This window comes from Streptomyces sp. NBC_00829, assembly GCF_045161795.1.
Classification (GTDB): Bacteria; Actinomycetota; Actinomycetes; order Streptomycetales; family Streptomycetaceae; genus Streptomyces.
The window spans coordinates 2186319-2210017 of the sequence record NZ_CP108867.1; the positions used below are offsets into that span (position 1 = coordinate 2186319).

Here is a 23699-nt window from a genome sequence, read left to right on the forward strand (position 1 = left end):
GGACGTACAGCAGCGGCTTATTCTTCCACGGCCTCGGGCCTGCGCCAAAATCGGCCGCCGGGCTCCGGTGCCCAGCCCAGGATGGACAGCATCTCCCGGTCCTTCTTGTCGAAGGCGGAGGGGTCGCAACGCTCAATCAGGTCAGGTCTGTTGAGCGCGGTGCGCCGCAGCGCCTCGTCCCGCCGCCAGCGCGTGATCTTGCCGTGGTGGCCGCTGACCAGCACGTCCGGAATGGGCCGCCCTCGCCACTCGGGGGGCTTGGTGTACACCGGGCCTTCGAGCAGATTGGCCATCGCGCCGGGTGCGAAGGAGTCGTCGCGGTGGGATTGCGCATTGCCGAGGACGCCCGGCAGCAGTCGCGCCACGGCCTCGGTGATCACCAGTACGGCAGCCTCGCCGCCGGCCAGCACGTAGTCCCCGATGGACACCTCGTAGACCGGTATCCGGGTGGCGTACTCGTCCACGACCCGGCGGTCGATTCCTTCGTACCGGGCCGGGGTGAAGATCAGCCACGGACGCTCGGAGAGCTCCACGGCGAGCTCCTGGGTGAAGGGCCGTCCGCTGGGCGTGGGCACGACCATGACGGGGCCGTGCGCGTCGGCCTCGTACCCGCTCGCCAGGGCGTCGTCGAGCGCGTCACCCCATGGATCGGTCTTCATGACCATCCCGGGACCGCCGCCGTACGGGGTGTCGTCGACCGTGTTGTGCCGGTCGTAGGTCCACTCCCGCAGGTCGTGCACATGCACATCCAGCTGCCCCCGCGCGCGCGCCTTGCCGACGAGGGAGACATTCAGCGGTTCGAGGTACTCGGGAAAGATCGTGACGACGTCGAGGCGCATCAGTTCTCGTCCCGGCTCGACACAATCTCGGCCTCGCTCTCGTCGATCAGACCGGGCGGCGGCGTGATGACGGCCCGCTGCTCGTCCAGGTCGATCTCGCAGACGATCTCCTCGACGAAGGGGATCATCACCTCGCTGCCGTCGGGCCGCTCCACGATGAAGAGGTCCTGCGAGGGCAGATGGCTGATCTCGGTGATACGGCCGATCTCGGTGCCGTCGGCGAGCACGACGTCGAGGTCCATCAGCTGGTGGTCGTAGTACTCGTCGGGCTCCCCGGGGAGTTCCTCGGGGTCCACATCGGCGATCAGCAGGATGTTGCGCAGGCCTTCGGCGGCAGTGCGGTCGCGTACGCCTTCGAAGCGCAGCAGCAGCCTGCCGCTGTGCACCCGTCCGGTCTCGATCGTCAGAGGCCCAGCGGTGGCCGGGTCGGTGGCCAGTACGGCGCCGGGCGCGAGCCGGAGTTCCGGCTCGTCCGTGCGCACCTCGACGGTGACCTCGCCCTTGATCCCGTGGGCGCGGCCGATCCGCGCCACTACCAGCTGCACGCTTGCTTCTCCTTCGATACGACTGCGGGCCGGGGCGGACCCGTAGGCCCTCCCCGGCCCGAGCCGGTGTTCAACAACGTGTCAGTGAACCTGGTCCACGTCGACGAGGTCGACGCGAATGCCACGGCCACCGATGGCGCCCACGACGGTGCGCAGGGCGCGCGCGGTGCGGCCGTTACGGCCGATCACCTTACCGAGGTCGTCGGGGTGGACCCGAACCTCGAGCACACGCCCGCGGCGCAGGTCGCGCGAGGCGACCTGCACATCGTCCGGGTTGTCGACGATGCCCTTCACGAGGTGCTCGAGAGCCTCCTCGAGCATGCTCAGGCCTCGGTCGACTCGGTGGACGGAGCCTCAGCAGCCTCGTCCGCCTTCTTGTCGGCCTTCTTCGCCTTCGGGGTGATCGCCTCACCCTTCGGCTCGTCGCCCTCAAGGCCCTTGGTGAAGGCCTCGAACGCGGCGCGCTTGTCCTTCGGCTCCGCGACGAGCAGCGGCGCCGGGGCCGGCAGGCCCTTGTGCTTCTGCCAGTCACCGGTGAGCTTCAGGATCGCGAGAACCGGCTCGGTCGGCTGGGCGCCGACGGACAGCCAGTACTGGGCGCGCTCCGAGTCGACCTCGATGCGCGACGGGTTCTGCACCGGGTGGTACAGACCGATCTCCTCGATGGCCCGGCCGTCACGGCGGGTACGGGAGTCGGCGACGACAATGCGGTAGTGAGGCGAACGGATCTTGCCCAGACGCTTCAGCTTGATCTTGACTGCCACGGAAGTGGTGTCTCCTGGTCTTGACGTGGTTGGGCACAACAAGATGCCACGTGGGGTTGCGGTACTCGGGTGCCCGATGGACGCGTCAGCCGGAGGCGAGAGGGTTCCTGTGCGGCTGTCGAGTACAGCTAGCCATTGTGCCACACACCTGCGACGCCCTCGCACCCGGCCGGAGCCGCACCGCCCCCACCGGCGGCCCGACCCGGCGGGTGGAACGCTTCAGCTCGCAGCGGCGACCACATCCGGGATACGGAACGGCTTGCCGCAGCCGCCGCAGACGATGGGCGCCTGGGCAAGTACGGACGGTACGACGCGGACATTGCGCCCGCAGTCGCAGACCGCCTTGACCCGCACACCGCCACCGGACGAGCCGTGCCGGGCGGCCGGACCGCGGAAGGAACGCTTGGTGTCGGAGGCCGTCGCGACCGTGTGCGCCTTGAGGGCGCGCTGCAGTCTCTCGATCGTGGGTCGGTACCGCCGCTTCGCCTCGGGGTTGAGCGCGACCAGCGAGAAGCCGCTGCTTGGATGCGGCTCGTCGACGTGGTCCAGGCCCATCTCCTCGGCGATCGCCAGGAACCGGCGGTTGTGATAGCGGCCGGCGCGGGAGGTGTCGCGGACACCTCTGGCGGCGGCGATGCCGTGGACTGCCTCATGGAGCAGTCGCTCGAAGGAGAGTTCGGCGCCACAGGCGGACGACGACTCTCCGATCAGGGACTCTGGCGCGGCAAGATCCGGCAGCTCAGGGTGGTGCCGCTGAATATCGGCCCACGCCTGTGCCAGCTCTGCGGCGAGAACAGGTGGTGTCGTGCTCACGTCGTGATAACGAGCCGAGGCGCTCGCGGGTTCCATTCCGGGGCATCCCAAATATTTTGCACGTACCAGTCAGTTGCGGTTGATGCGTCCCGACGAGGGCGGGTGCGCTGATCTGCGGAGAAGCCTCACAGCTCACACCAAGGTGGTACGTAGCGGCGTGTACGCCCCAGCGCTTAGACAACTTCCTTGCGCCGGGGCCGCTGCCGAAGTCCGGGAGCATTCGCGCCCGAGCGCCCTCGCCCGTGCGGTCGTCCGTGCCTCAGTAGGCGCGGGCCACGATCGCGACAGTACCGGGGGCGTCGTCGGCGTCGGGCACCGAACCGTCCTCGGCGACCAGGCACCGCACCGAAACGGCTTGTTCCGCGAGCTTGGCCTCACCGTCCTGGCCCAGCGTCGACCAGGGGATACGCGCCCAGCCACCGGCGATCGCGGCCTCGGCCGCCTCCTCGATCGTCGTCACCTCGCTTGTCCGGAATTCGCGGCGCTTGCGCGACTCGCGCAGCAGCTGCGCCTGGTCCTCCTCGAGAACCTTGGGCAGCAGCCCGGTCAGCGTGTCCAGGCGCACGGGCTCCTTGCCTCCGGGGATGCGGCGGGCGAGCATCGCGGTGCCCGCCTCCAGGTCGCGGGGACCGACCTCGATCCGTACCGGAACTCCCTTGAGCTCCCAGTCGACCGCGCGGCGTCCGAAGGGGGTGTCGACGCGGTCGTCGATCTGCACCCGCAGGCCGGCGGCCTTCAGTTCGGCGCCGATCTCACGGACCTTGGCGACGGCCTCGTCCCCCTTGATGGCCATCACGACGACCTGGACGGCGGCGAGGCGGGGCGGGACGCGCAGCCCGTTGTCGTCGCCGTGCGACATGATCAGACCGCCGACCATCCGGGTGGACGTACCCCAGGAGGTCTGCCAGACCAGCTCCTGCTTGCCGTCCTTGGACAGGTACTGGGTGTTGAAGGCCTTGGCGAAGTTGGTGCCGAGCTCATGGCTCGTACCCATCTGAAGGGCCTTGCCGTCGCCCATCATCCCTTCGAGCGTCAGGGTGTTGATGGCTCCGGCGAAGCGCTCCCTGGGTGTCTTGCGGCCGAGCACCACGTCGATACCGAGGACGTTGGCCATGAAGTCCGCGTAGACCTCCTTGTGGATGTACGCGGCATAGTCGCGGGCGTCCTCGTAGGTCGCGTGGGCGGTGTGGCCCTCCTGCCAGAGGAACTCCGTCGTCCGCAGGAAGACACGCGGCCGCATCTCCCAACGGACCACGTTGGCCCACTGGTTGATCAGCAGCGGCAGATCGCGGTAGCTCTGGACCCACTTCGAGAAGTAGTCGTTGATGATCGTCTCGGAGGTGGGGCGCACGACGACGGGCTCCTCCAGCTCCTTGCCGCCACCGTGTGTGACGACCGCGAGCTCGGGCGCGAAGCCCTCGACGTGCTCAGCTTCCCGTGTCAGGTAAGACTGGGGGATGAAGAGCGGGAAGTAGGCGTTCTGGGCACCCGCGTCCTTGATGCGGGCGTCCATCTCCTGCTGCATCCGCTCCCACAGGCCGTATCCGTACGGTCGGATGACCATGGTGCCGCGCACCGGGCCGTTGTCCGCCAGTTCGGCCTTGTTGATCAGGTCCTGGTACCAGCGCGGGAAGTCTTCCGACTGGGGCGTGAGAACGGGTGCCTTTGCCATGGCGCGCATCGTACGGCGACACCGGTGCCGAGCGTGAATCGGCCTGCGCCCATGGGGCGTGCGCCGGGGGCACACAAGCAATGCCATACGCCCCCTGGACTTGGTGACGCATGGGGAGTTCTCTGACACACGGAGGGGGCGCAGGCATACGCGCACGGGGGGCTGTCCTTCTGGGCTCGGCTGACCTCTTGGCGGATTGGGGCGCTTTCCGATGACACCAACGCTCGTCCAGCACCGGCCTCACGCGGCGTCCGCGTCTCCCTCCGGGGCGCGATCACGCGCCCGCGACTGGGCCGAGATCCAGGAACGGATGCTGGTGCCGCTCTACGAGGCGGTGTACGAGCGCCTTGAGGTCGGTGCCGGGACGCGTTTGCTCGGCCTCGGCTGCGGGTCCGGTCTGGCGCTGCTGATCGCGGCGGCGCGCGGTGCGAGCGTGACGGGGTGCGACACGGACCGAGAACGGCTGGAGCTGGCACGGGAACGGATGGCTCCGGATTCGGGAGCGGCCGGGCAGGGCTGTGAGCTGACGGAGGGTGACGCCGCGGCGGTCGCGGACACGGGCCGGGCTCCGTACAACCTGATCACCGCGTTTCAGCCGATCGGCTGTGTGGCGGGCGACGCCGAGGACCTGGGGCCCGCGCTGGCGGCGTCCGTCGAGCGGGCGGAGCACGGCGCGGCGGTGGTCCTGACGGGCTGGGGCCCGCCGGAGCGCTGCGCGACCTCGGGCGTCCTGCGCGTGGCCGGCCGGCTGAGCGAACGCCTGCGCTCGGGCGGCTGGCGCCCTTCGCTCAGGGACGACCTGGAGGACGTCGCGGCCAGGGCCGGTCTGAGGCCGGACGGCTCAGGCCGGGTGGCATGTCCCTTCGGCTACGCGGACATGGAGAGTGCTGTGCGGGGGCTGATGTCGACGGGCCTGTACGCGGCGGCCGTGCGGGCGACCGATCAGCCGCAGGTGGAGAAGGAGATGGCGGAGGCGCTCCATCCGTACCGTCGGCGGGACGGGACGGTGTGGATGCCGAACGTCTTCCGGTACCTGATCGCGCGCACCCGCTGAGGGCCCGCACTCAGCACAGCGACGCGCGGGGGCCCGCGGCCGGAGTACGGCCGCGGGCCCCCGCGCGTCGGGCCGGTGTCAGCCCATGAACTTCTTGAACTCGTCCGGCAGCTCGAAGTCCTTGCCGGGCTCGCCCGCCGGGAGGCCGAACGCCCCGCCCTGCGCCGCCTGCTCACGCCGGGCGGCCTCCGCCTGCTCCTCGGCCTTGCGCTTCATCGGGTTGCCGCTCTTGCGCTTGCCCTTGGCCTGCTTGATCTGCTTCTTCTGCCGGCCCGGCCCGCCACCCATGCCCGGCATCCCGGGCATACCCGGCATACCGCCGCCCTGGGCCATCCTCGACATCATCTTGCGCGCCTCGAAGAACCGCTCGACGAGGCCCTTCACGGCGCTGACCTCGACACCCGAGCCCTTGGCGATACGGGCACGGCGCGAGCCGTTGATGATCGTCGGTTCCTGGCGCTCGCCGGGCGTCATCGACTTGATGATCGCGGCGGTACGGTCCACGTCCCGCTCGTCGATGTTGTTGATCTGGTCCTTGATCTGGCCCATGCCGGGCAGCATCCCGAGCAGCTTGGAGATGGAGCCCATCTTCCTGACCTGCTCCATCTGGGCCAGGAAGTCGTCGAGTGTGAAGTCCTTGCCCTTGCTGCTCGCCAGCTTGGAGGCCATTTTGGCGGCCTCTTCCTGGCTGAAGGTCTGCTCGGCCTTCTCGATCAGGCTGAGCATGTCGCCCATGCCGAGGATGCGGGACGCCATGCGGTCCGGGTGGAACGCGTCGAACTCGTCCAGCTTCTCGCCGTTGGAGGCGAACATGATCTGACGGCCGGTGACATGCGCGATGGAGAGCGCGGCGCCACCACGGGCGTCACCGTCGAGCTTGGAGAGCACCACGCCGTCGAAGCCGACGCCGTCGCGGAAGGCCTCCGCGGTGTTGACCGCGTCCTGACCGATCATCGCGTCGACGACGAAGAGGACCTCGTCGGGGCTGACGGCGTCGCGGATGTCCGCGGCCTGCTGCATCAGCTCCTGATCGATGCCGAGGCGGCCGGCGGTGTCGACGATCACGACGTCGTACTGCTTGGCCTTCGCGTGCTCGATCGAGTCCTTGGCGACCTTGACCGGGTCACCGACGCCATTGCCCGGCTCCGGCGCGTAGGCGGCGACGCCGGCGCGCTCGGCGACCACCGAGAGCTGGTTGACGGCGTTGGGGCGCTGGAGGTCACAGGCGACGAGCAGCGGGGCGTGTCCCTGGCCCTTGAGCCAGAGGCCGAGCTTTCCGGCCAGCGTGGTCTTACCGGCACCCTGGAGACCCGCGAGCATGATCACGGTCGGCGGCTGCTTGGCGAAGCGGAGCCGTCGCGTCTCGCCGCCGAGGATGCCGACGAGCTCCTCGTTGACGATCTTGATGACCTGCTGGGCAGGGTTCAGCGCCGCGGAGACCTCGGCACCACTCGCGCGCTCCTTGATCTGCTTGATGAACGCGCGGACGACGGGCAGCGCCACGTCCGCCTCGAGCAGCGCGATACGGATCTCGCGCGCCGTGGCGTCGATGTCCGCCTCGGACAGGCGGCCCTTGCCCCGGAGGTTCTTGAATGTCGCGGCAAGGCGGTCGGAGAGGGTGTCGAACACGGTGGTCGCGGATCCTCAGGTGTCGGGGGCGGGCGGACAGTGTCCCCCAGGGTATCCGGCCGCGCGCGGTGCGGTCTGCCCCCAGGGTCAGGCGCGGAGCACCGCCTCCAGCGCCCGGGCGGTCTGCTGGGCCTTGTCGGCGGGCAGCGGCGCCCCGTCGGGACCGGTCACATAGAAGGCGTCGACGGCGTTCGAGCCCAGTGTGGAGACATGCGCGCTGCGCACCTGTACCGCCTTCCCCTCCAGTGCCCGGCCGATCCGGTGCAGCAGGCCGGGTGCGTCCTGGGCGCGCACCTCGATGACGGTCGCCAGGCTCGAACCGGCCGCGGCGACCGTGACCCGCGGCGGTGGTGCCTGCACCCCGCGGCGCCGCGGATAGGCCGCCTCACGTTCGGCGAGCCTGGCCGGGATGTCGAGCGAGCCGTCCAGGGCCCGTACGAGATCGGCGCGCAGCCGGGCGGCCTGCGGGAGCGAGCCGTACTCCGCGGCGACCCGCCAGCTCAGCAGGAGTACGCCCGAGGGCCCGCCCAGCTCGCTCGGCAGGTCGATGGAGCGCAGGTCGGCGGCGCGGACGGTGAGCCGGTGCAGGGCGAGCACCCCGGCGGCGGCGGGCAGCACGCCCGGCTGGTCGGGCAGGGCGATGAGGAGCTCGACGCCGACGGGCTCGGGTTCGCCGCCCGCGTCCGGTTCGGTCTGGGCGTGCAGCGACAGCACCGGTTCGCCGGTGCGCAGGGCCTCGATGGCGAGGCGTTCCTGTTCGGCGCTGGGCGCGGCGGGCTCGGGCTCGGGCGGGGCGTTGCCCGCGAGGACGGCGGCGACCCGTTTGACCAGCTCGGTCACGAGGGAGCCGCGCCAGGCTGACCAGGCCGCGGGACCGGTGGCGAGCGCGTCGGCCTCGGTGAGGGCGTGCAGCAGTTCCAGGGTGCCCGCCGATCCGACGATCCCGGCGACGGAGGCGACCGTCGCGGGGTCGTCCAGGTCGCGCCGGGTGGCCGTCTCGATGAGCAGCAGATGGTGGCGTACGAGCGTGGCGATGACGCCCACGTCGGTGCGGTCGAACCCGATCCGGGTGGCGACGTCCTGGGCGATGGTCTCGCCCGCCACGGAGTGGTCACCCGGCCACCCCTTGCCGATGTCGTGCAGCAGGGCCGCGACCAGCAGCAGGTCGGGGCGGCCCACGCGACGGGCCAGCGCGGACGCCTTGACCGCGGCCTCGACGAGGTGCCGGTCGACGGTCCAGGTGTGCACGGCGTTGCGCTGCGGCCGGCACCGTACGCGCTCCCAGTCGGGCAGCAGCCGGGTGATCAGCCCCTCGGCCTCCAGGGCCTCCCACACGCCGACCATGGACTCGCCGGCGCCGAGCAGCGTGACGAGTTCCTCGCGGGCCTCGGCGGGCCAGGGCACGGGCAGCGGCCGGGTGGCGGTGGCGAGGCGCCGTACCGCGTGCAGCGAGATCGGCAGGCCCGACTGGGCAGCCGCCGCGGCCGCCCGCAACGGAAGTACGGGATCACGCTCGGGCTTCGCGGTGCGGGCGAGCACCACCTCGCCGTCCTGCTCGACGACACCCTCGGCGAGCGGGGTGCGCTCGGGCTGCGGCGTGCGTCCGCCGCCCAGCATGGCCCGCAGCCGGGGGCGCACGGACCGCGACCTGAGGACCCGGTTCACTTCGCGCCAGGTGACGTCGGTGGCGTACGAGACGGTACGCGCCGCTTCGTACACCTGCCGCAGGAGCGCGTCGGCGTCCAGCAGGCCGAGTTCCGCGGCGACCTGGTCCTGCTCCTGCAGGGCGAGCCGGTCGGTGGCACGCCCGGTGGTCAGATGCAGCGCGTCCCGGGCGTCCAGCAGCCGCCTGCGCGCGTCGGCGAGCCCGTCCCGGGGCGCGTCGGCGAGCCAGGACGCGGCGACGGCGCGCAGCGCGGCGGCGTCCCGGAGCCCCCCGCGGGCCTCCTTCAGATCGGGTTCGAGCAGGAACTGCAGCTCCCCCTGGCGCTCGGCCCGTTCACGGCACAGCTCGTCCAGCTCGGGCAACCGCTTGGGGGCCTGATTGCGCCAGTCGGCCAGAACGGTGGTGCGCAGGCCCGCCACGAGGCCCAGATCACCGGCGACGGGCCGTGCGTCGAGCAGCCCGAGCTGCACCTTCAGATCCTCGCCCGCCGTCTTGCGGGCCTCCGACGGGGTGCGTACGGAGTGGTCGAGGGCCAGCCCCAGATCCCACACCGGGTACCAGATCCGGTCCGCCAGGGAGGCCAGCGCACCGGCGCCCGCGCTTCCGTCGTGCAGCAGGAGCAGATCGAGGTCGCTGCGCGGGGAGAGCTCGCCGCGGCCGTATCCGCCGACGGCGACGAGGGCCGCGCCCCTGACTCCTGCCTCCTGGCAGGCGGTGGTGAACAGCGCGCTCAGCCATTGGTCGGTCAGCTCGGCCAGGGCGGCACGGCGCGGCGGCCCGGACTGCTCCTTCTCGTTCAGAAGGCGCAGCCGGGCCGCCGCATAGCCGCTGGGTCCCGAGTCTTCCGCTTCGGTCGTCACTTCGAGGCTCGTCACCCGGCAGCTCCTGTTCTCTTGTGCGTTTACAGCGCGTCCGGGCCGCGTTCGCCGGTCCGCACCCGTACCGCTGTCTCGACCGGAACGCTCCACACCTTGCCATCACCGATCTTGCCGGTGCGGGCGGCCTTCACAACCACTTCGATGAGCTGATCGGCGTCGTCGTCCTCGACCAGCACCTCGATACGGATCTTCGGCACCAGGTCGACGGTGTACTCCGCGCCCCGGTAGACCTCGGTGTGACCGCGCTGGCGGCCGTAGCCGCTGGCCTCCGTGACCGTGAGCCCCTGGACGCCGAAGGCCTGGAGGGCCTCCTTGATCTCGTCCAGCCGGTGTGGCTTCACGACTGCGGTGATGAGCTTCATGCGTCCACCTTCTTGTTCTCAGCAGCTGCCACGGAGTCGACCGGCGTGGGCACGGCCTTGCGGGACCCGGCACCGCCGCCCGCACCACTGAAGTCGTACGCCGTCTCGGCGTGCTCGTCCTGGTCGATGCCGGAGACCTCGACATCCTCGTCCACCCGCATGCCGATCGTCTTGTCGAGGACGAAGGCGAGGAGTGCCGAGGCCACCAGAGAGTAGGCCAGTACTGCGCCGACGCCGATGGCCTGCTTGCCGAGCTGTTCGAGACCGCCGCCGTAGAAGAGGCCCTTGGCGTCGGACTGGACACCACCGGTGGCGAAGAGGCCGATGAGCAGGGATCCTGCGACACCGCCGACGAGGTGGACACCGACGACGTCGAGGGAGTCGTCGTAGCCGAACTTGAACTTCAGGCCGACGGCCATGGCGCACAGCACACCGGCGATCGCGCCGACGGCGATCGCGCCGAGGGGGCTGACGGCACCGCCGGACGGGGTGATGGCGACCAGACCGGCGACCGCGCCGGAGGCGGCACCGAGCGTGGTGAACGCGCCGTGGCGGATCTTCTCGTACGCCAGCCAGGCGAGCATCGCGGCGGCGGTGGCGACCTGGGTGTTGACGAACATCACCGCGCCGACGCCGTCGTCGTTGCCCAGCCAGGATCCGGCGTTGAAGCCGAACCAGCCGAACCACAGCAGACCGGCACCGAGCATGACCAGCGGCAGGCTGTGCGGCCGCATCGGGTCCTTCTTGAAGCCGACGCGCTTGCCGATCACCAGGATCACGCCGAGTGCCGCGGCACCCGCGTTGATGTGGACGGCGGTACCGCCGGCGAAGTCGATGACGCCGAGCTCGAAGAGCCAGCCGCCCGCGCCCCAGACCCAGTGCGCGACCGGGAAGTAGACGACGGTGACCCAGAGCGTGATGAAGAGCGCCCAGGCGGTGAACTTGACGCGGTCGGCGAGCGCACCGCTTATCAGCGCGGGCGTGATGATCGCGAACATCAGCTGGAAGACGGCGAAGACGTACACCGGGATGGTGTAGCCGTCCCAGAGCTCGGTGAGGCCGATGCCGCTGAGTCCTACGTAGTCGGCGCTCCAGCCGATGATGGAGCCCGAGTCGGTCCCGAAGGCGAGGCTGAATCCGTACAGCACCCACAGGATGGTGACGATCCCGAGGCTGATGAAGCTCATCATCAGCATGTTCAGGGTGGACTTGACGCGGACCATGCCTCCGTAGAAGAAGGCGAGGCCGGGCGTCATCAGCATCACCAGGGCGGAGCAGATGAGCATGAAGCCGGTGTTGGCTGAAGACAGCGTCGGTGTGTCTGCAGCAAGCGTCGAGATGCCTGGAGGCATCGGCGTCTCCTCGTCGTCGTGCGGCCGCGTGCGGGCGGAACCTGTGCGGAAGGGCGGGCCGGTTATGGGCCCTGAGATTGGCGGGTTGCGGTTTCCGTCGATGCCGCCCGATGTTTCGCCGCAGTGACGAAGAGGTCCGGCGTGTTACGCCGTCATGAACCAGGGGGTCACGAGTAAGTAGCGGGAGTACCCTCTGCGAACGTCCTGGGCCCCCGGAGAACCGGCCACGACGCTCACCTGTTGACCTGGCACGGGGGAGCCGAGTCGGACTGTTCGGGGTGCGCGTCGTGGCCGGGGTCTGGTGGATGCCGCCCGCTCAGACCGCTTCCGCGGTCTCGGGCAGCTGGGATGTGAGCAGGTCGGTGAAGTGGGCGACCTCGGCGACGTCGCCGAAGTCGCGTGCGGCCGTGTCGACGGTCTTGCGCAGCCGGGTGTTGACCCGCTCCGAGCGGACCCGCTTGGCAACCGTGAGCGCATGGCCCGCCAGCGCGGTCGCCTGCTCGGGCTCCCTCTTGAGCAGATGGACGGTGGCCATGCCGACCAGATTGAGTGCGAACGACCGCTGGTGCTCGTCGTCCTTGCCGAAGAGATCGACGGCGCGCTCCATGACCGGCTCGGCGAGCGATGCGTAGGTGGGGCTGCGGCCGGCCACATAGGCCAGGTCACGGTAGGAATGGGCGTTCTCGCCGTTGAGTTCGGCCTCGGAGAAGAAGCGGATCCAGTCGGGCTCCGGCTCGCCGTCGAGACCCGCGTCGCCGAAGGTGTCCTCGGCCATCCGGACGGCTCGCTTGCACTTGCTGGGCTGGCCCATGTTGGCGTACGCGCGGGCCTCCATCGCATACAGCATCGCCTGGGTCCGCGGGGTGGCGCAGTCGCGGCTGCCGTACTGCGCCAGATGAACGAGTTCCAGGGCGTCGTCGGGACGCCCGAGGTGGATCATCTGACGGCTCATGGAGGACAGGATGTACGAGCCGAGGGGCTTGTCGCCCGCCTCCTTGGCCGCGTGCAGCGCCAGCACGAAGTACTTCTGCGCGGTGGGCTGCAGGCCGACGTCGTAACTCATCCAGCCGGCCAGCTCGGCGAGCTCGGCGGCGCAGGTGAACAGCCGCTGCGAGGTGGCCGCGGGCTGCGGCTCCTGCAGCAGGTCGGTGACCTCGTGCAGTTGGCCCACGACGGCCTTGCGCCGCAGTCCGCCGCCGCACTGCGCGTCCCACTGGCGGAACATCACGGTGGTGGACTCCAGCAGGTCCAGCTCGGGCTTGGAGAGCCGTGAGGCCCTGCGCAGGGCGGCGGGCGGCACCGGCGGTCCCTCGCCGCCGGGGGACGGCACCAGCCAGCGCTGCATCGGCTCGACGAGGGCGGGCCCCGCGGCCAGGGCGAGCGAGGTGCCGAGGAAGCCGCGCCGCGCCAGCATCAGATCGCTGCGCGAGAACTCGCTGAGCAGGGCGACGGTCTGCGGGCCCGCCCACGGCAGGTCCACTCCCGACACCGACGGTGACTGGTGCGCCGAGCGCAGACCGAGGTCCTCGATGGCGACGACACTGCCGAAGCGCTCGGAGAACAGCTCGGAGAGGATGCGCGGAATCGGCTCGCGCGGCTGTTCGCCGTCGAGCCAGCGGCGCACGCGCGAGGTGTCCGTGCAGATGTGGTGCGCGCCCATCTGCCGTGCCCGGCGGTTCACTTGGCGCGCGAGCTCGCCCTTCGACCAACCGCTGCGCACGAACCACGAGCTCAGCTGCCCGTTCGGGCGCTTGGCCGCATTCGTACCGTCTGCGCCGCTGCCGCCCATTGGAAACGCCCCCATCCGCCTCAAGCCCTTGCCGCTCGAACCCGTACCAGAATGCCGTGAGTTGAGGCTCTTCGTGGGGAGGTTGCACCCCATCGAACGGGAAACCGAATTGCCTCCGGCATACCCACGGCGCACTGAAACTCCAGGGCTCGTGTACTGAAAGTAATCCTACGATCACCCCTCCAGCGAGGGCGATTCCAGAAACGCCACCATTCGCCACCCCTTCGGATGAACTCCCCCGCGGCCGGGCGCGATTCACTTGACATACGACGATCGGGAGACAGCGGAGCGGTGCACGCAGAGGCGCGAGACCCAGTCCGCACCACCCCTCTCGCCACTGTGCGCCGCCTGACCTTCACCGGTTGCGACGCAGTGTCACGGGGAGACTTCGGGTCGTAACCACCGGCGATTTCGACCCGTTGGAGGGGGCATGGGCTTCACGATCGGCAGCAGCCGGGGGATCAGGGAGATCAGGCCCGGCTCACGGCGCCGCGGCCGCACCACGGAACGCACCGTGGTGGCGGAGTACACGGGGCTGTGGGGCTGGGACGTGGCGCCGGGCGCCCGAGCGGCCTCCGGCGCGTGTTCCTGCGGCGCCGCGGACTGTGTGTCGCCGGGCGCGCACCCCCTCCCCTTCACCCCCGAGATCCCGGCCGGCGCGACGCTGGACGAGGTCACCAGGGCCTGGGCAGAGGTGCCGGGCGCGGCGCTGCTGCTGCCCGTCGGCCGGACGTTCGACGTTCTGGACGTCGCCGCGGCGGCGGGCTGGCGCGCGCTGGTGCGACTGGAGCGGATGGGGTTACCCCTTGGCCCGGTGACGGCCACGCCGGACGGCCGCTGCCAGTTCTTCGTCGCGCCGGGCGCCGCGGACGAACTCCCGCAGCTGCTCTACCGGATGGGCTGGGACGACGCGGATCTGGATCTGCACTGCCTGGGGCCGGGCGCGCACATCACCGCCCCGCCGTCGGACCATGCGGGCCTCGGTCCGGTGAGCTGGCTGCGCCCGCCGTCACTGGACGCGGCGACGGCTCCACCGGAGGCACGACTGCTGCTGGGCACCCTGGCGTACATCTGCCATCGGGTACGCCCGATGCGGGGACTGTCCTCGATCGCCGAAGGGGCTTGACGCGCCGCCCCGGACCAGGCCCCGCTCGTCGGACGGGCTGAATTCCGGCCCGTCCGACGATCAAGGAATATGCCCGAAACGTTTCGTGGCCCGGCTACTCGCCGATCAGCGCGTCGACGAACGCCTCCGGCTCGAACGGCGCCAGGTCGTCCGGCCCCTCGCCCAGACCCACCAGCTTCACGGGTACGCCCAGCTCGCGCTGGACCGCCACCACGATGCCGCCCTTGGCCGTGCCGTCCAGCTTCGTCAGCACGATGCCGGTGATGTCCACGACCTCCGCGAACACCCGCGCCTGCACCAGGCCGTTCTGTCCCGTCGTGGCATCGAGGACCAGCAGGATCTCGTCCAGCGGGCCGTGCTTCTCGACGACACGCTTGACCTTGCCGAGCTCGTCCATCAGGCCCGTCTTGGTGTGCAGCCGGCCCGCCGTGTCGATGAGCACGACATCCGCGCCCTCGGCGATGCCCTCCTTGACCGCGTCGAAGGCGATCGACGCCGGGTCCCCGCCCTCGGGGCCGCGCACCGTACGCGCGCCGACCCGCTCGCCCCAGGTCTGGAGCTGGTCCGCCGCGGCGGCCCGGAAGGTGTCCGCCGCGCCGAGCACCACACTGCGGCCGTCGGCGACGAGCACCCGCGCCAGCTTGCCGGTGGTGGTGGTCTTTCCGGTGCCGTTGACACCGACGACCATGACGACGCCCGGGGTGTCCGGGCCGCTCTCGGTCTTCACGGCGCGGTCGAAGTCGGTGCCGAGGAGATGCAGCAGCTCCTCGCGCAGCAGCGCGCGCAGCTCCTCGGGCGTCCGTGTGCCGAGCACCCGCACACGCTCACGCAGGCGCTCGACGAGCTCCTGGGTCGGCGCCACGCCGACGTCCGCGGTGAGCAGGGTGTCCTCGATCTCCTCCCAGGTCTCCTCGTCGAGGTTGTCGCGCGACAGAAGCGTGAGCAGCCCCTTGCCGAGGGAGTTCTGCGAGCGGGCGAGGCGGGCGCGCAGCCGGACCAGCCGGCCGGCGGTCGGCTCCGGGATCTCGATCTCGGGGGCCGGCGGTGCCGCGACGACGGGGTCCTCGACGGCGGGCGGAGCCTGAACCGCTTCCGCGGCTTCGGGTAGGTCGACCTCCTCGATCGTGCGGCGCGACTCTTCGACCGTCTCGGCCGCGTCCTCACCGACCTGAGGCTCGGCGGGCGGGGCAGTGATGGTCGGCGTGCTCGACGGCGCCGAGGGCGGCAGCTGCTTCTTCTTGCGGCTGCTGACCACGAGCCCGCTGATCGCGCCGACCGCGACCAGGGCGATGACTACAGCAAGGATGACGATTTCCATAACCCACCCAGTATCGGCCACGACCGCCCGGCCGCAGCGGCCCCCGGCGCTCCGGCAAGGAGCCGTGGCCCCATTTGGGCCTTTTGATGCTTTCGTACGATGCTGGAGCTTCTGGCCTGCCGCCCGGCCACCCTCCCGCCGGGGTCCCCCACCCGTCGTACGGAGCCGTTCCCTACCAGCCGCCTCCGAGCCCGAAGGCGCGACAGACAGCGCCGTCGGGACCCGCGGCCTCGACCCCGCCCCGGCGGGGAGCGCCCGGGCCGTGTCCGCGGACCGTTCCCCGCCTGGGTGGCCGCGGATGTCCGTGTGCTGTTGCTCACGGTGGGCGCGGGGCGATCGCCTCCAACGGCCTGAACCGCCGGCAGGCGCTGGTCTCGCCACCGCCGCGCCGGGCGCGCGTTACAGCCTGGCGCCGCCCTGGACCGGGCGGAACACTCCGGGCCGGACGGTCACGGCCCTCGTGGCCGGCGTGCCGTACGCGGCGCCGCCGCGCGACCGGTCCACACAGGCGGCGAGGCCGCCGGGGAACCCGAGTCCGCATCCGTTCTCATCTGACACCGCGTCAGCTACCGTCCCTCCTCGCCTTGTCCACACCGGCGGAGGGGTACGTTCCCATGGTTTTCACAGTGGCCCGCTTCAATCTCGTCGAACCCGAAGCGACACCCGAGACCCTCGCGGCCCGCTATCGCGCCGCCGTGGAGATGGCCGCGTACGCCGACGACCGCGGCGTGGACACCGTCCAGACGGAGGAGCACCACGGCGCCGCCGACAACTGGATCCCCTCCCCCTTCGTCTTCGCCGGCGCGGTCCTCGGCTCCACGCGCCGTATCTCGGTCACCGTCTCCGCCATCATCGGCCCGCTCTACGATCCGCTGCGGCTGGCCGAGGACATCGCCGTACTCGACCTGATCGGCAAGGGCCGGCTCGTCACGGTCGCCGGCATCGGATACCGGCCCGAGGAGTACGAGCAGATGGGCGTGGAGTGGAGCAGACGCGGCAGGATCCAGGACGAGGTGCTCGACACCCTGCTGAAGGCGTGGACGGGTGAGCCCTTCGTCCATCGGGGGCGCACGGTACGGGTCACTCCCCGCCCCTATACCCAGCCGCACCCACTGCTCCTGGTGGGCGGCTCCTCGCGCGCGGCGGCCGGCCGCGCTGCCCGGCTGGGGCTGCCGTTCTTCCCGAGCGCGCATCTGCCGGAGCTGGAGGCGTACCACCAGGAGCAGTGCGCGGTGCACGGAACCGAGGGCTGGACGATGATGCCGGCCGAGAAGACCCGGTTGCTGCACCTTGCGGAGGACCCGGACCGGGCGTGGGCGCACTACGGCACGCACTTCCTGCACGAGGCGCGGATGTATGCCTCCTGGCAGTCCAAGGACATCCGCTCGGCGGTGCGCTCGAAGGCGACGACGGTCGAGGAGCTGCGCGAGGAGGGCGTGTACCGCATCCTCACGCCGGACCAGTGCCTGACGCTCGGCGGGGACAGCCTGGTGCTGCATCCGCTGTGCGGCGGTATGCCGGTGGACGAGGGCTGGCGCAGCCTGCAGTTGCTCTGTGAAGAGGTACTGCCCCGGCTCAACGGGTGAGCCGGGGCAGTTCCGTGGTGAGGAGAGGGCAGCGGGGATTAGCCCATCTCCTCCAACGCCTTGCCCTTGGTCTCCTTCACGAACAGAAGAACGAAGGGGATCGAGAGCACGGCGAAGAATGTGTAGATGATGTAGGTGCCCGAGAGATTCCAGTCCGCAAGGCTCGGGAAGCTCGCGGTGATCGCCCAGTTGGCGATCCACTGCGCCGAGGCGGCGACGCCCAGCGCCGCCGCGCGGATCTTGTTCGGGAACATCTCGCCGAGGAAGACCCAGACCACCACGCCCCAGGAGAGCGCGAAGAAGAGCACGAAGACATGGGCCGCGACGAGGGCGACGACGCCTTGGGTGTTGGGCAGCTTGCCGTCGACGAGGTCGTAGGAGAAGGCCCATGCCTCAAGGGCGAGGGAGATGGCCATACCGGCCGAGCCGACGAGGGCGAGCGGACGGCGGCCGACGCGGTCGACCAGGACCATCGCGATCACGGTGCCGATGATGTTCACGATCGACGTGGTGAACGAGTAGAAGAACGAGTCGGTCGGGTCGATGCCGACGGACTGCCACAGCGTCGAGGAGTAGTAGAACGCGACGTTGATGCCGACGAGCTGCTGGAAGACCGAGAGACCGATACCGACCCAGACGATGGGCAGGAAGCCGAAGCGGCTGCCCAGCAGGTCCTTGAACCGGGACTTGTGCTCACGGCGCATCGCGTGGTCGATCTCGGCGACGCGGGCGTCGAGATCGACGTGCTCGCCCTCGACCTCCCGGAGGACTTCCTTCGCCCGCTCGTTCTTGCCCACGGAGATGAGGAAGCGCGGCGACTCGGGGATCGCGAAGGACAGCAGTCCGTAGAGCATCGCGGGGACGACCATGACGCCGAGCATCCACTGCCAGGCCTCGAGCCCGCCGATCTCTCCGCGCTGCTCACCGTCGGCGAGCTGCAGGATGCCGTAGTTCACCAGCTGGGAGACTGCGATGCCGATGACGATGGCGGCCTGCTGGAAGGAGGCGAGCCGACCGCGGTAGGCGGGCGGCGAGACCTCGGCGATGTAGGCCGGGCCGATGACCGAGGCCATGCCGATGGCGAAGCCGCCGACGATGCGCCAGAAGGCGAGGTCCCAGAGGTCGAACGGGAGGGCGGAGCCGACCGCGCTGATGGTGAAGAGCACGGCGGCGATCTGCATGCAGCGGATGCGGCCGATGCGGTCGGCGATCCGCCCGGCGGTGGCGGCGCCGATGGCACAGCCGATCAGGGCGATGGCGATGACCTGGGCGAGCGTCCCGGAACCGATGTCGTAGCGGTCCCTGATGGCCTCGACGGCGCCGTTGATGACGGAGCTGTCGTAACCGAAGAGGAAGCCGCCCATCGCGGCGGCGGCCGAGATGAAGATGACATGGCCGAGGTGTTCGGGATGGGCCGCACCGCCCCCCGATCCCGGAGGCGGCTGCTCAGTGCTGGTCACGTGTACTCCTGGGGCCGTCCGGCAGCGTCGCCGAGCGTGGGGGCGAGCCCTTCAAGTGGCGCACAACTCCAACTCGCTCACCACTTGAAGGTAAAAAGCAACGTTGCAGAGAATATGCCTTCAAGTTTCGAAGTCAAAACGGGCCCTGAAAGGATCTCGGTCAAGGTCCTCCCTCTTTTGGTTCAAGTGTTGAAGAATAGGTGAAGGTGATGTCAGCGCAGGCGCTGGCTGATGACCTTGGAGACGCCATCACCCTGCATGGATACGCCGTACAGCGCGTCGGCGACCTCCATGGTCCGCTTCTGATGCGTGATCACGATCAGCTGCGAGGACTCCTGGAGCTCCTGCATGATCCGGATCAGCCGCTGGAGGTTGGTGTCGTCGAGTGCCGCCTCGACCTCGTCCATGACATAGAACGGGCTCGGCCGGGCCTTGAAGATCGACACCAGCAGCGCCACCGCGGTCAGCGACCGCTCACCGCCCGAGAGCAGCGAGAGCCGCTTGACCTTCTTGCCCGGCGGTCTGGCCTCGACATCCACACCCGTGGTGAGCATGTTGTCGGGGTCGGTGAGAAACAGCCGCCCTTCACCGCCCGGGAAGAGCCGTGAGAAAACACCCTCGAACTCACGGGCGGTGTCCCGGTACGCGTCCGTGAAGACCTGCTCGACGCGCTCGTCGACCTCCTTGATCACCTGCAGGAGGTCGGCCCGCGTCTTCTTCAGGTCTTCAAGCTGCTCGGAGAGGAACTTGTGGCGCTCCTCCAGCGCGGAGAACTCCTCCAGCGCGAGCGGATTCACCTTCCCGAGCTGCTGGTACGCCCGTTCGGCGGACTTGAGCCGCTTCTCCTGCTCACCACGGACAAAGGATCTGGGCCGGTTGCGCGGGTGCTCGGGGTCATCGGGCAGTTCCTCTCCCTCGGCGGGCGGTGACGGCGGCACCAGCTGGTCGGGCCCGTACTCGGCGACGAGCCCGGCGGGTTCCACACCGAGCTCCTCCAGGGCCTTCGTCTCCAGCTGCTCGATCCGCAGCCGCTTCTCCGCACCGAGTACCTCACCGCGGTGAACCGAATCGGTGAGTTTGTCGAGCTCTCCCTTGAGATCGCGCCCCTGGTTGCGGGCGGCGCTCAGCCCCTGCTCCCGCTCGGCCTTGGCCGACTCGGCGGCAACCCGCTCCGCCTCGGCCCGCACCAGGGAGACCTCTACATGGGCCAGCAGCTGGCGGGCGCCGCTCGCCACGGCGGACGCGACCTCGGCCTCGTGGCGCAGCCGGGCACGGCGCTGCTCGGCGCGCGCCCGTGCCTCGCGCTCGGCGCGCGCTCCCCGGTCGAGCGAGTCGGCCCGGCCGGCGAGTCCCTTGACGCGCTCCTCGTGCGTACGGACCTGGAGGCGGGCCTCCATCTCGGTCTGGCGGGCGTTGGCGCCGTCGGCGGCGAGGCGGTCCCGTACATGTGTGTCGGGCTCCTCCTCCACGGGAGCCTCCTCGGCAACGAGCAGCCGCTCGGCCAGTTCCTCGGCCTCCTCGCGGGCGCGCTCCAGCGCCTCCTGCGCCCGTGCCGCAGCCGCCGCCGTACGCTCCGCCTCACCTGCCGCCCCCCTCGCCTGCCCGGCGAGCCGTCCCAGCCGACCCGACACGGCGGACTTCTCGCGGTCGGCAGCCCTACGGCGCTCTCCCAACTCCTCCACCTGCGCGGCACATGCGCGGCGACGGGCGGTGGCGAGCTGCTGCGCGGCGGCCAGCTCCTCGCACTGGACGGCCAGCTCCTCCAGCTCGGCGGCGGCCTCGTCGACGGATGCCTGCACCTCCAGCAGGCTGGGGGCGCCCGCGGAGCCGCCCTGCGCGAAGTGCGCCCCGAGGACATCGCCCTCGGCGGTCACCGCGGTGAGTTCGGGCCGCGCATAGAGAAGGTCCTCGGCGTCCTCCAGCGTCCCGACGGCGACCATGTCCCGAAGCAGCCTGCGCACGGCGGGCATCAGCTCCTCGGGCCCGCGCACCAGGTCGGCCATGTATGAAAGGCCGTCCGGATGCCGCTCCAGCGGTGCGGATTCGGGGGCGCCGCTCAGCAGTACGGCCGCGCGGCCGGCGTCGGTCTTGCGCAGCAGCCGCAGCGCCTCGGCAGCCGTCGAAGGGCTCGACACGGCCACGGCGTCCGCCGCCGCGCCGAGCGCGGCGGCGACGGGGACCTCGGAGCCCGCGGTCACCGTCAGGAGCTCGGACGCCGGCCCGAGCAGGCCGCTGAGACGGTCCCTGGCCGCGAGCAGCGCCCCGGTTCCGTCCTTGCGGCGCAGTCCGAGCGCGAGCGCCTCACGGCGGGCGGCCACCGCGGCCCGCTTTCGTTCGGCGGCGGTGAGCGCTTCGCGGGCCGCGCTCAGGGCCGCCTCCGCCTCGGCGAGTTCACGCTTCGCCGCGTCGTGCTGCTCACCGAGAACGGAGTCGTCGGCGTCCAGGCCGTCGACCTCGGCCTTGAGCTGCTCGTACTCCTCCTGTGCCACGACGGCGCGCTCGTGCGCCTCGTCGCGCGCGGCGGCGAGCCGGTCGATCTCGGCCTGGGCGGACGCGGCCCTGCTGCGCGCCGCGTTGACCTGTCCGTTGAGCCGGGCCAGTCCCTCGCGGCGGTCCGCGATCGCCCGCGCGACATCCTTGAGCCGCCGCTCCTCGACCGTGAGCTCCCGCTCCAGCTCGGCGCGGTGGGCGACGGTGTCCTCCAGCGCCCGCTCGGCCGCCTCCAGGGCGGCTTCGAGCTCGGCCTCCTGCTCACGGATCCGGGCGGCCTCGCGCTCCATGTCCTCGGGGTCCCGGCCGCGCCGCTCGTCCGTCGGCGCCGCGGAGGCGCTCTTGACCCGGGCGTCGGCCAGCGAGATCGTGCCGCGCACCCGCTCGGCCAGCTGGGACAGTTCGTACCAGCTCTGCTGGGCCCGCTGGAGCCGCGGTGCGAGGCGCCGTACTTCGTCCTCGAGATCAGCCTCGCGCGTCAGGGCGGCCTTGAGTTCGGCCTCGGCCGCGTCCTTGCGCTCCTTGAGCGCGGCCTCGTCGGCGATCTCGCCGCACAGTGCCTCGCGGAGCCGTACGAGATCGTCGGCGAGCAGCCGCAGCCGGGCGTCACGCAGGTCGGCCTGGATGACGGCTGCCCGCCGGGCGACCGCGGCCTGCCGTCCCAGCGGCTTGAGCTGGCGGCGCAGTTCGTCGGTCAGGTCCTGGACGCGGGCAAGGTTGGCCTGCATCGCGTCCAGCTTCCGCAGCGCCTTCTCCTTGCGCTTGCGGTGTTTGAGGACGCCTGCGGCCTCCTCGATGAAGGCCCTGCGGCCCATCGGGTCGGCGTGCAGGACCGAGTCGAGCTGGCCCTGACCGACGATGACATGCATCTCGCGGCCGATGCCCGAGTCGGAGAGCAGCTCCTGGATGTCGAGGAGCCGGCAGGTGTCGCCGTTGAGCTGGTACTCGCTGCCGCCGTTGCGGAACATGATCCGCGTGATGGTGACCTCGGCGTAGTCGATGGGGAGCGCGCCGTCGGAGTTGTCGATGGTGAGCGAGACCTCGGCGCGGCCGAGCGGGGGCCGCCCGGTCGTCCCGGCGAAGATGACGTCCTCCATCTTGCCGCCGCGCAGCGACTTGGCTCCCTGTTCACCCATGACCCAGGAGAGCGCGTCCACCACATTGGACTTGCCCGAACCGTTGGGACCCACGACGCAGGTGATGCCCGGTTCGAAGCGCAGCGTCGTCGCGGAGGCGAAGGATTTGAACCCGCGCAGGGTCATGGCCTTGAGGTGCACGCCGCCGGACTCTACCTTTCACTCTCGGTTTCACCTATGAAGGTGCAGGGCACATCAGACGGTAAGAGAAGGACTGTAAGGGGCGGGGCGCAAAAGAAAGAAGGGACGCCGAAGCGTCCCTTGCATATCTTGCGCGATGTTTCTCCAGAGATCGCCGTGCTCAGGTGAGCGCAGGCTCCGCCTGGGGTACGTCGATGTCGATGCCGTCAAGCAGCGACTCTCCAGGGTGCTGAGCGACGGCAGCGTTGAGCGCGTCATTCTCGGACTGAATCCGTACAAGCTCGGATTCGAGATCCTGGACGCGCTGCTGAAGCCGTCGCATCTCGGCGAGGAGTCGCGGGTCAGAACCGCCGACGTAACCGAGAAGCGCCTTTGCCATGATGGATGGTCCTCCACACTGAGTGACCGACCGAAGCGGTGTGGGTCGTGAGGGATTCGCACCCGCGGTGTTCGACAGTGATGTTGTAAGTGCTTGATATTGCTGCGGTTCTTACTGCCAAACAGCTAAGGTGCGCGGGGCTTCCAGAGTCTCACCAAAAAGTTTGACGGTCAACACGATCACACCCCGTATCAGCGGGCAGACCCGGGGGCGAGCCGCCGCGGAACACACGGCGCAGCCTCTCTGCGGGGCCCAGGGGGCGTGGAGATCATTCTTAATGGCGCAGCCTGGCACGACAAGGCCTTCTTGGCAACCACCAGGCGATTTCCGCCAGAGGCAGGTACCTGCGGCATGCGCGCGGGCACCTTGAGCCGACCGGATGCGTAAACGATCTCAGCGAATCGCGAACCCCTCGTAACCGCCGCGCGGGGTGTCCCAGATCTCAGTGACTCCGTCGACCTTCCCGGGTGTGTCGTCGGAGCGCAGCCACTCCAGGAGACGGTGGCAATTCTCACGTGGACCTTCTGCCACCACCTGTACGCGGCCGTCGTCGAGATTGAGGGCAAATCCGGTAAGGCCGCCGATCTCCAGAGCATTCGCCCTGGTGAACCAGCGGAAGCCCACTCCCTGTACTCGGCCGCGTACCCAGGCGGTGATCCGTGCAACGTCGTTCATGCGTGCACGGTAACCGGGCGATTGC

The 23699-nt window shown here is 70.1% G+C and carries 19 protein-coding genes; 3 read left to right on the top strand and 16 right to left on the bottom strand.

Annotated elements, in window-relative coordinates; translation table 11 throughout:
* Positions 1-17 precede the first annotated feature (17 nt).
* The 6 genes from trmD to proS form a co-directional block, all read right to left on the bottom strand.
* Positions 18-839, bottom strand: a complete 822-nt coding sequence (gene trmD / locus OG293_RS08915) for a tRNA (guanosine(37)-N1)-methyltransferase TrmD (RefSeq protein WP_405998231.1) — start codon at positions 837-839, stop codon at positions 18-20.
* Positions 839-1384 carry a ribosome maturation factor RimM gene (rimM, locus tag OG293_RS08920; RefSeq protein ID WP_405998232.1) on the bottom strand — a complete coding sequence of 182 codons (546 nt, stop codon included), beginning with the start codon at positions 1382-1384 and terminating at the stop codon, positions 839-841. Before rimM ends, trmD begins: the two co-directional genes overlap by 1 nt.
* A gap of 81 nt (positions 1385-1465) precedes the next feature.
* Entirely contained in the window at positions 1466-1705 is a 240-nt protein-coding gene (locus OG293_RS08925) for an RNA-binding protein (RefSeq protein WP_215097147.1), read from the bottom strand.
* Between the two features lie 2 nt (positions 1706-1707).
* Complete coding sequence (rpsP, locus tag OG293_RS08930; RefSeq protein WP_405998233.1) at positions 1708-2148, bottom strand: 30S ribosomal protein S16; 441 nt, start codon at positions 2146-2148, stop codon at positions 1708-1710.
* Between the two features lie 219 nt (positions 2149-2367).
* Positions 2368-2961, bottom strand: a complete 594-nt coding sequence (locus tag OG293_RS08935) for a hypothetical protein (RefSeq protein WP_405998234.1) — start codon at positions 2959-2961, stop codon at positions 2368-2370.
* Between the two features lie 259 nt (positions 2962-3220).
* Positions 3221-4633, bottom strand: coding sequence for a proline--tRNA ligase (proS, locus tag OG293_RS08940; RefSeq protein ID WP_405998235.1), 1413 nt, complete (start codon positions 4631-4633; stop codon positions 3221-3223).
* 211 nt (positions 4634-4844) lie between these two features.
* On the opposite strand from proS, the gene OG293_RS08945 reads away from it, so the two are divergent.
* Entirely contained in the window at positions 4845-5687 is an 843-nt protein-coding gene (locus tag OG293_RS08945; RefSeq protein WP_405998236.1) for a methyltransferase domain-containing protein, read from the top strand.
* A 78-nt stretch (positions 5688-5765) separates the two neighbouring features.
* Here OG293_RS08945 and ffh read toward each other — a convergent pair whose 3' ends face one another.
* The 5 genes from ffh to OG293_RS08970 all read right to left on the bottom strand — a co-directional run bounded on the left by ffh (position 5766) and on the right by OG293_RS08970 (position 13363).
* Positions 5766-7316, bottom strand: coding sequence for a signal recognition particle protein (gene ffh / locus OG293_RS08950; protein ID WP_405998237.1), 1551 nt, complete (start codon positions 7314-7316; stop codon positions 5766-5768).
* 87 nt (positions 7317-7403) lie between these two features.
* Entirely contained in the window at positions 7404-9857 is a 2454-nt protein-coding gene (locus OG293_RS08955; protein WP_405998238.1) for a [protein-PII] uridylyltransferase, read from the bottom strand.
* Positions 9858-9883: 26 nt separating this feature from the next.
* Positions 9884-10222, bottom strand: coding sequence for a P-II family nitrogen regulator (locus tag OG293_RS08960; RefSeq protein ID WP_405998239.1), 339 nt, complete (start codon positions 10220-10222; stop codon positions 9884-9886).
* Positions 10219-11574, bottom strand: coding sequence for an ammonium transporter (locus OG293_RS08965; RefSeq protein ID WP_405998240.1), 1356 nt, complete (start codon positions 11572-11574; stop codon positions 10219-10221). The genes OG293_RS08960 and OG293_RS08965 overlap by 4 nt, the downstream gene beginning before the upstream one ends.
* 316 nt (positions 11575-11890) lie before the next feature.
* Positions 11891-13363: a hypothetical protein gene (locus OG293_RS08970; RefSeq protein ID WP_406003543.1), complete on the bottom strand. Its 1473-nt coding sequence runs from the start codon at positions 13361-13363 to the stop codon at positions 11891-11893.
* Between the two features lie 430 nt (positions 13364-13793).
* On the opposite strand from OG293_RS08970, the gene OG293_RS08975 reads away from it, so the two are divergent.
* On the top strand, positions 13794-14489 hold the full coding sequence (locus OG293_RS08975) for a bifunctional DNA primase/polymerase (protein ID WP_405998241.1): 696 nt from the start codon (positions 13794-13796) through the stop codon (positions 14487-14489).
* Positions 14490-14583: 94 nt separating this feature from the next.
* On the opposite strand, the gene ftsY is transcribed toward OG293_RS08975, so the two are convergent.
* Complete coding sequence (gene ftsY / locus OG293_RS08980) at positions 14584-15807, bottom strand: signal recognition particle-docking protein FtsY (protein ID WP_405998242.1); 1224 nt, start codon at positions 15805-15807, stop codon at positions 14584-14586.
* 614 nt (positions 15808-16421) lie between these two features.
* Here ftsY and OG293_RS08985 point away from each other — a divergent pair.
* Positions 16422-17393 carry an LLM class flavin-dependent oxidoreductase gene (locus tag OG293_RS08985; RefSeq protein WP_405998243.1) on the top strand — a complete coding sequence of 324 codons (972 nt, stop codon included), beginning with the start codon at positions 16422-16424 and terminating at the stop codon, positions 17391-17393.
* Between the two features lie 38 nt (positions 17394-17431).
* On the opposite strand, the gene OG293_RS08990 is transcribed toward OG293_RS08985, so the two are convergent.
* The 4 genes from OG293_RS08990 to OG293_RS09005 form a co-directional block, all read right to left on the bottom strand.
* Complete coding sequence (locus OG293_RS08990) at positions 17432-18853, bottom strand: sugar porter family MFS transporter (RefSeq protein WP_405998244.1); 1422 nt, start codon at positions 18851-18853, stop codon at positions 17432-17434.
* A 212-nt stretch (positions 18854-19065) separates the two neighbouring features.
* Positions 19066-22620, bottom strand: coding sequence for a chromosome segregation protein SMC (smc, locus tag OG293_RS08995; RefSeq protein WP_405998245.1), 3555 nt, complete (start codon positions 22618-22620; stop codon positions 19066-19068).
* A gap of 160 nt (positions 22621-22780) precedes the next feature.
* The gene (locus OG293_RS09000) at positions 22781-22999 is read right to left on the bottom strand and encodes a hypothetical protein (RefSeq protein ID WP_215097132.1); all 219 of its coding nucleotides are present in this window, start codon (positions 22997-22999) and stop codon (positions 22781-22783) included.
* A 393-nt stretch (positions 23000-23392) separates the two neighbouring features.
* Complete coding sequence (locus OG293_RS09005) at positions 23393-23674, bottom strand: acylphosphatase (RefSeq protein ID WP_405998246.1); 282 nt, start codon at positions 23672-23674, stop codon at positions 23393-23395.
* Positions 23675-23699 lie beyond the last annotated feature (25 nt).

What these genes read in the sequence shown, in the direction of transcription:
- OG293_RS08970 (WP_406003543.1), bottom strand. Translation starts at nt 13,363, where the DNA reads ATGGGCGGCAGCGGCGCAGACGGTACGAATGCGGCCAAGCGCCCGAAC.
- trmD (WP_405998231.1), bottom strand. Translation starts at nt 839, where the DNA reads ATGCGCCTCGACGTCGTCACGATCTTTCCCGAGTACCTCGAACCGCTG.
- ftsY (WP_405998242.1), bottom strand. Translation starts at nt 15,807, where the DNA reads ATGGAAATCGTCATCCTTGCTGTAGTCATCGCCCTGGTCGCGGTCGGC.
- OG293_RS08975 (WP_405998241.1), top strand. Translation starts at nt 13,794, where the DNA reads ATGGGCTTCACGATCGGCAGCAGCCGGGGGATCAGGGAGATCAGGCCC.
- OG293_RS09000 (WP_215097132.1), bottom strand. Translation starts at nt 22,999, where the DNA reads ATGGCAAAGGCGCTTCTCGGTTACGTCGGCGGTTCTGACCCGCGACTC.
- OG293_RS08925 (WP_215097147.1), bottom strand. Translation starts at nt 1,705, where the DNA reads ATGCTCGAGGAGGCTCTCGAGCACCTCGTGAAGGGCATCGTCGACAAC.
- OG293_RS08960 (WP_405998239.1), bottom strand. Translation starts at nt 10,222, where the DNA reads ATGAAGCTCATCACCGCAGTCGTGAAGCCACACCGGCTGGACGAGATC.
- proS (WP_405998235.1), bottom strand. Translation starts at nt 4,633, where the DNA reads ATGGCAAAGGCACCCGTTCTCACGCCCCAGTCGGAAGACTTCCCGCGC.
- OG293_RS08965 (WP_405998240.1), bottom strand. Translation starts at nt 11,574, where the DNA reads ATGCCTCCAGGCATCTCGACGCTTGCTGCAGACACACCGACGCTGTCT.
- OG293_RS08985 (WP_405998243.1), top strand. Translation starts at nt 16,422, where the DNA reads ATGGTTTTCACAGTGGCCCGCTTCAATCTCGTCGAACCCGAAGCGACA.
- OG293_RS09005 (WP_405998246.1), bottom strand. Translation starts at nt 23,674, where the DNA reads ATGAACGACGTTGCACGGATCACCGCCTGGGTACGCGGCCGAGTACAG.
- OG293_RS08945 (WP_405998236.1), top strand. Translation starts at nt 4,845, where the DNA reads ATGACACCAACGCTCGTCCAGCACCGGCCTCACGCGGCGTCCGCGTCT.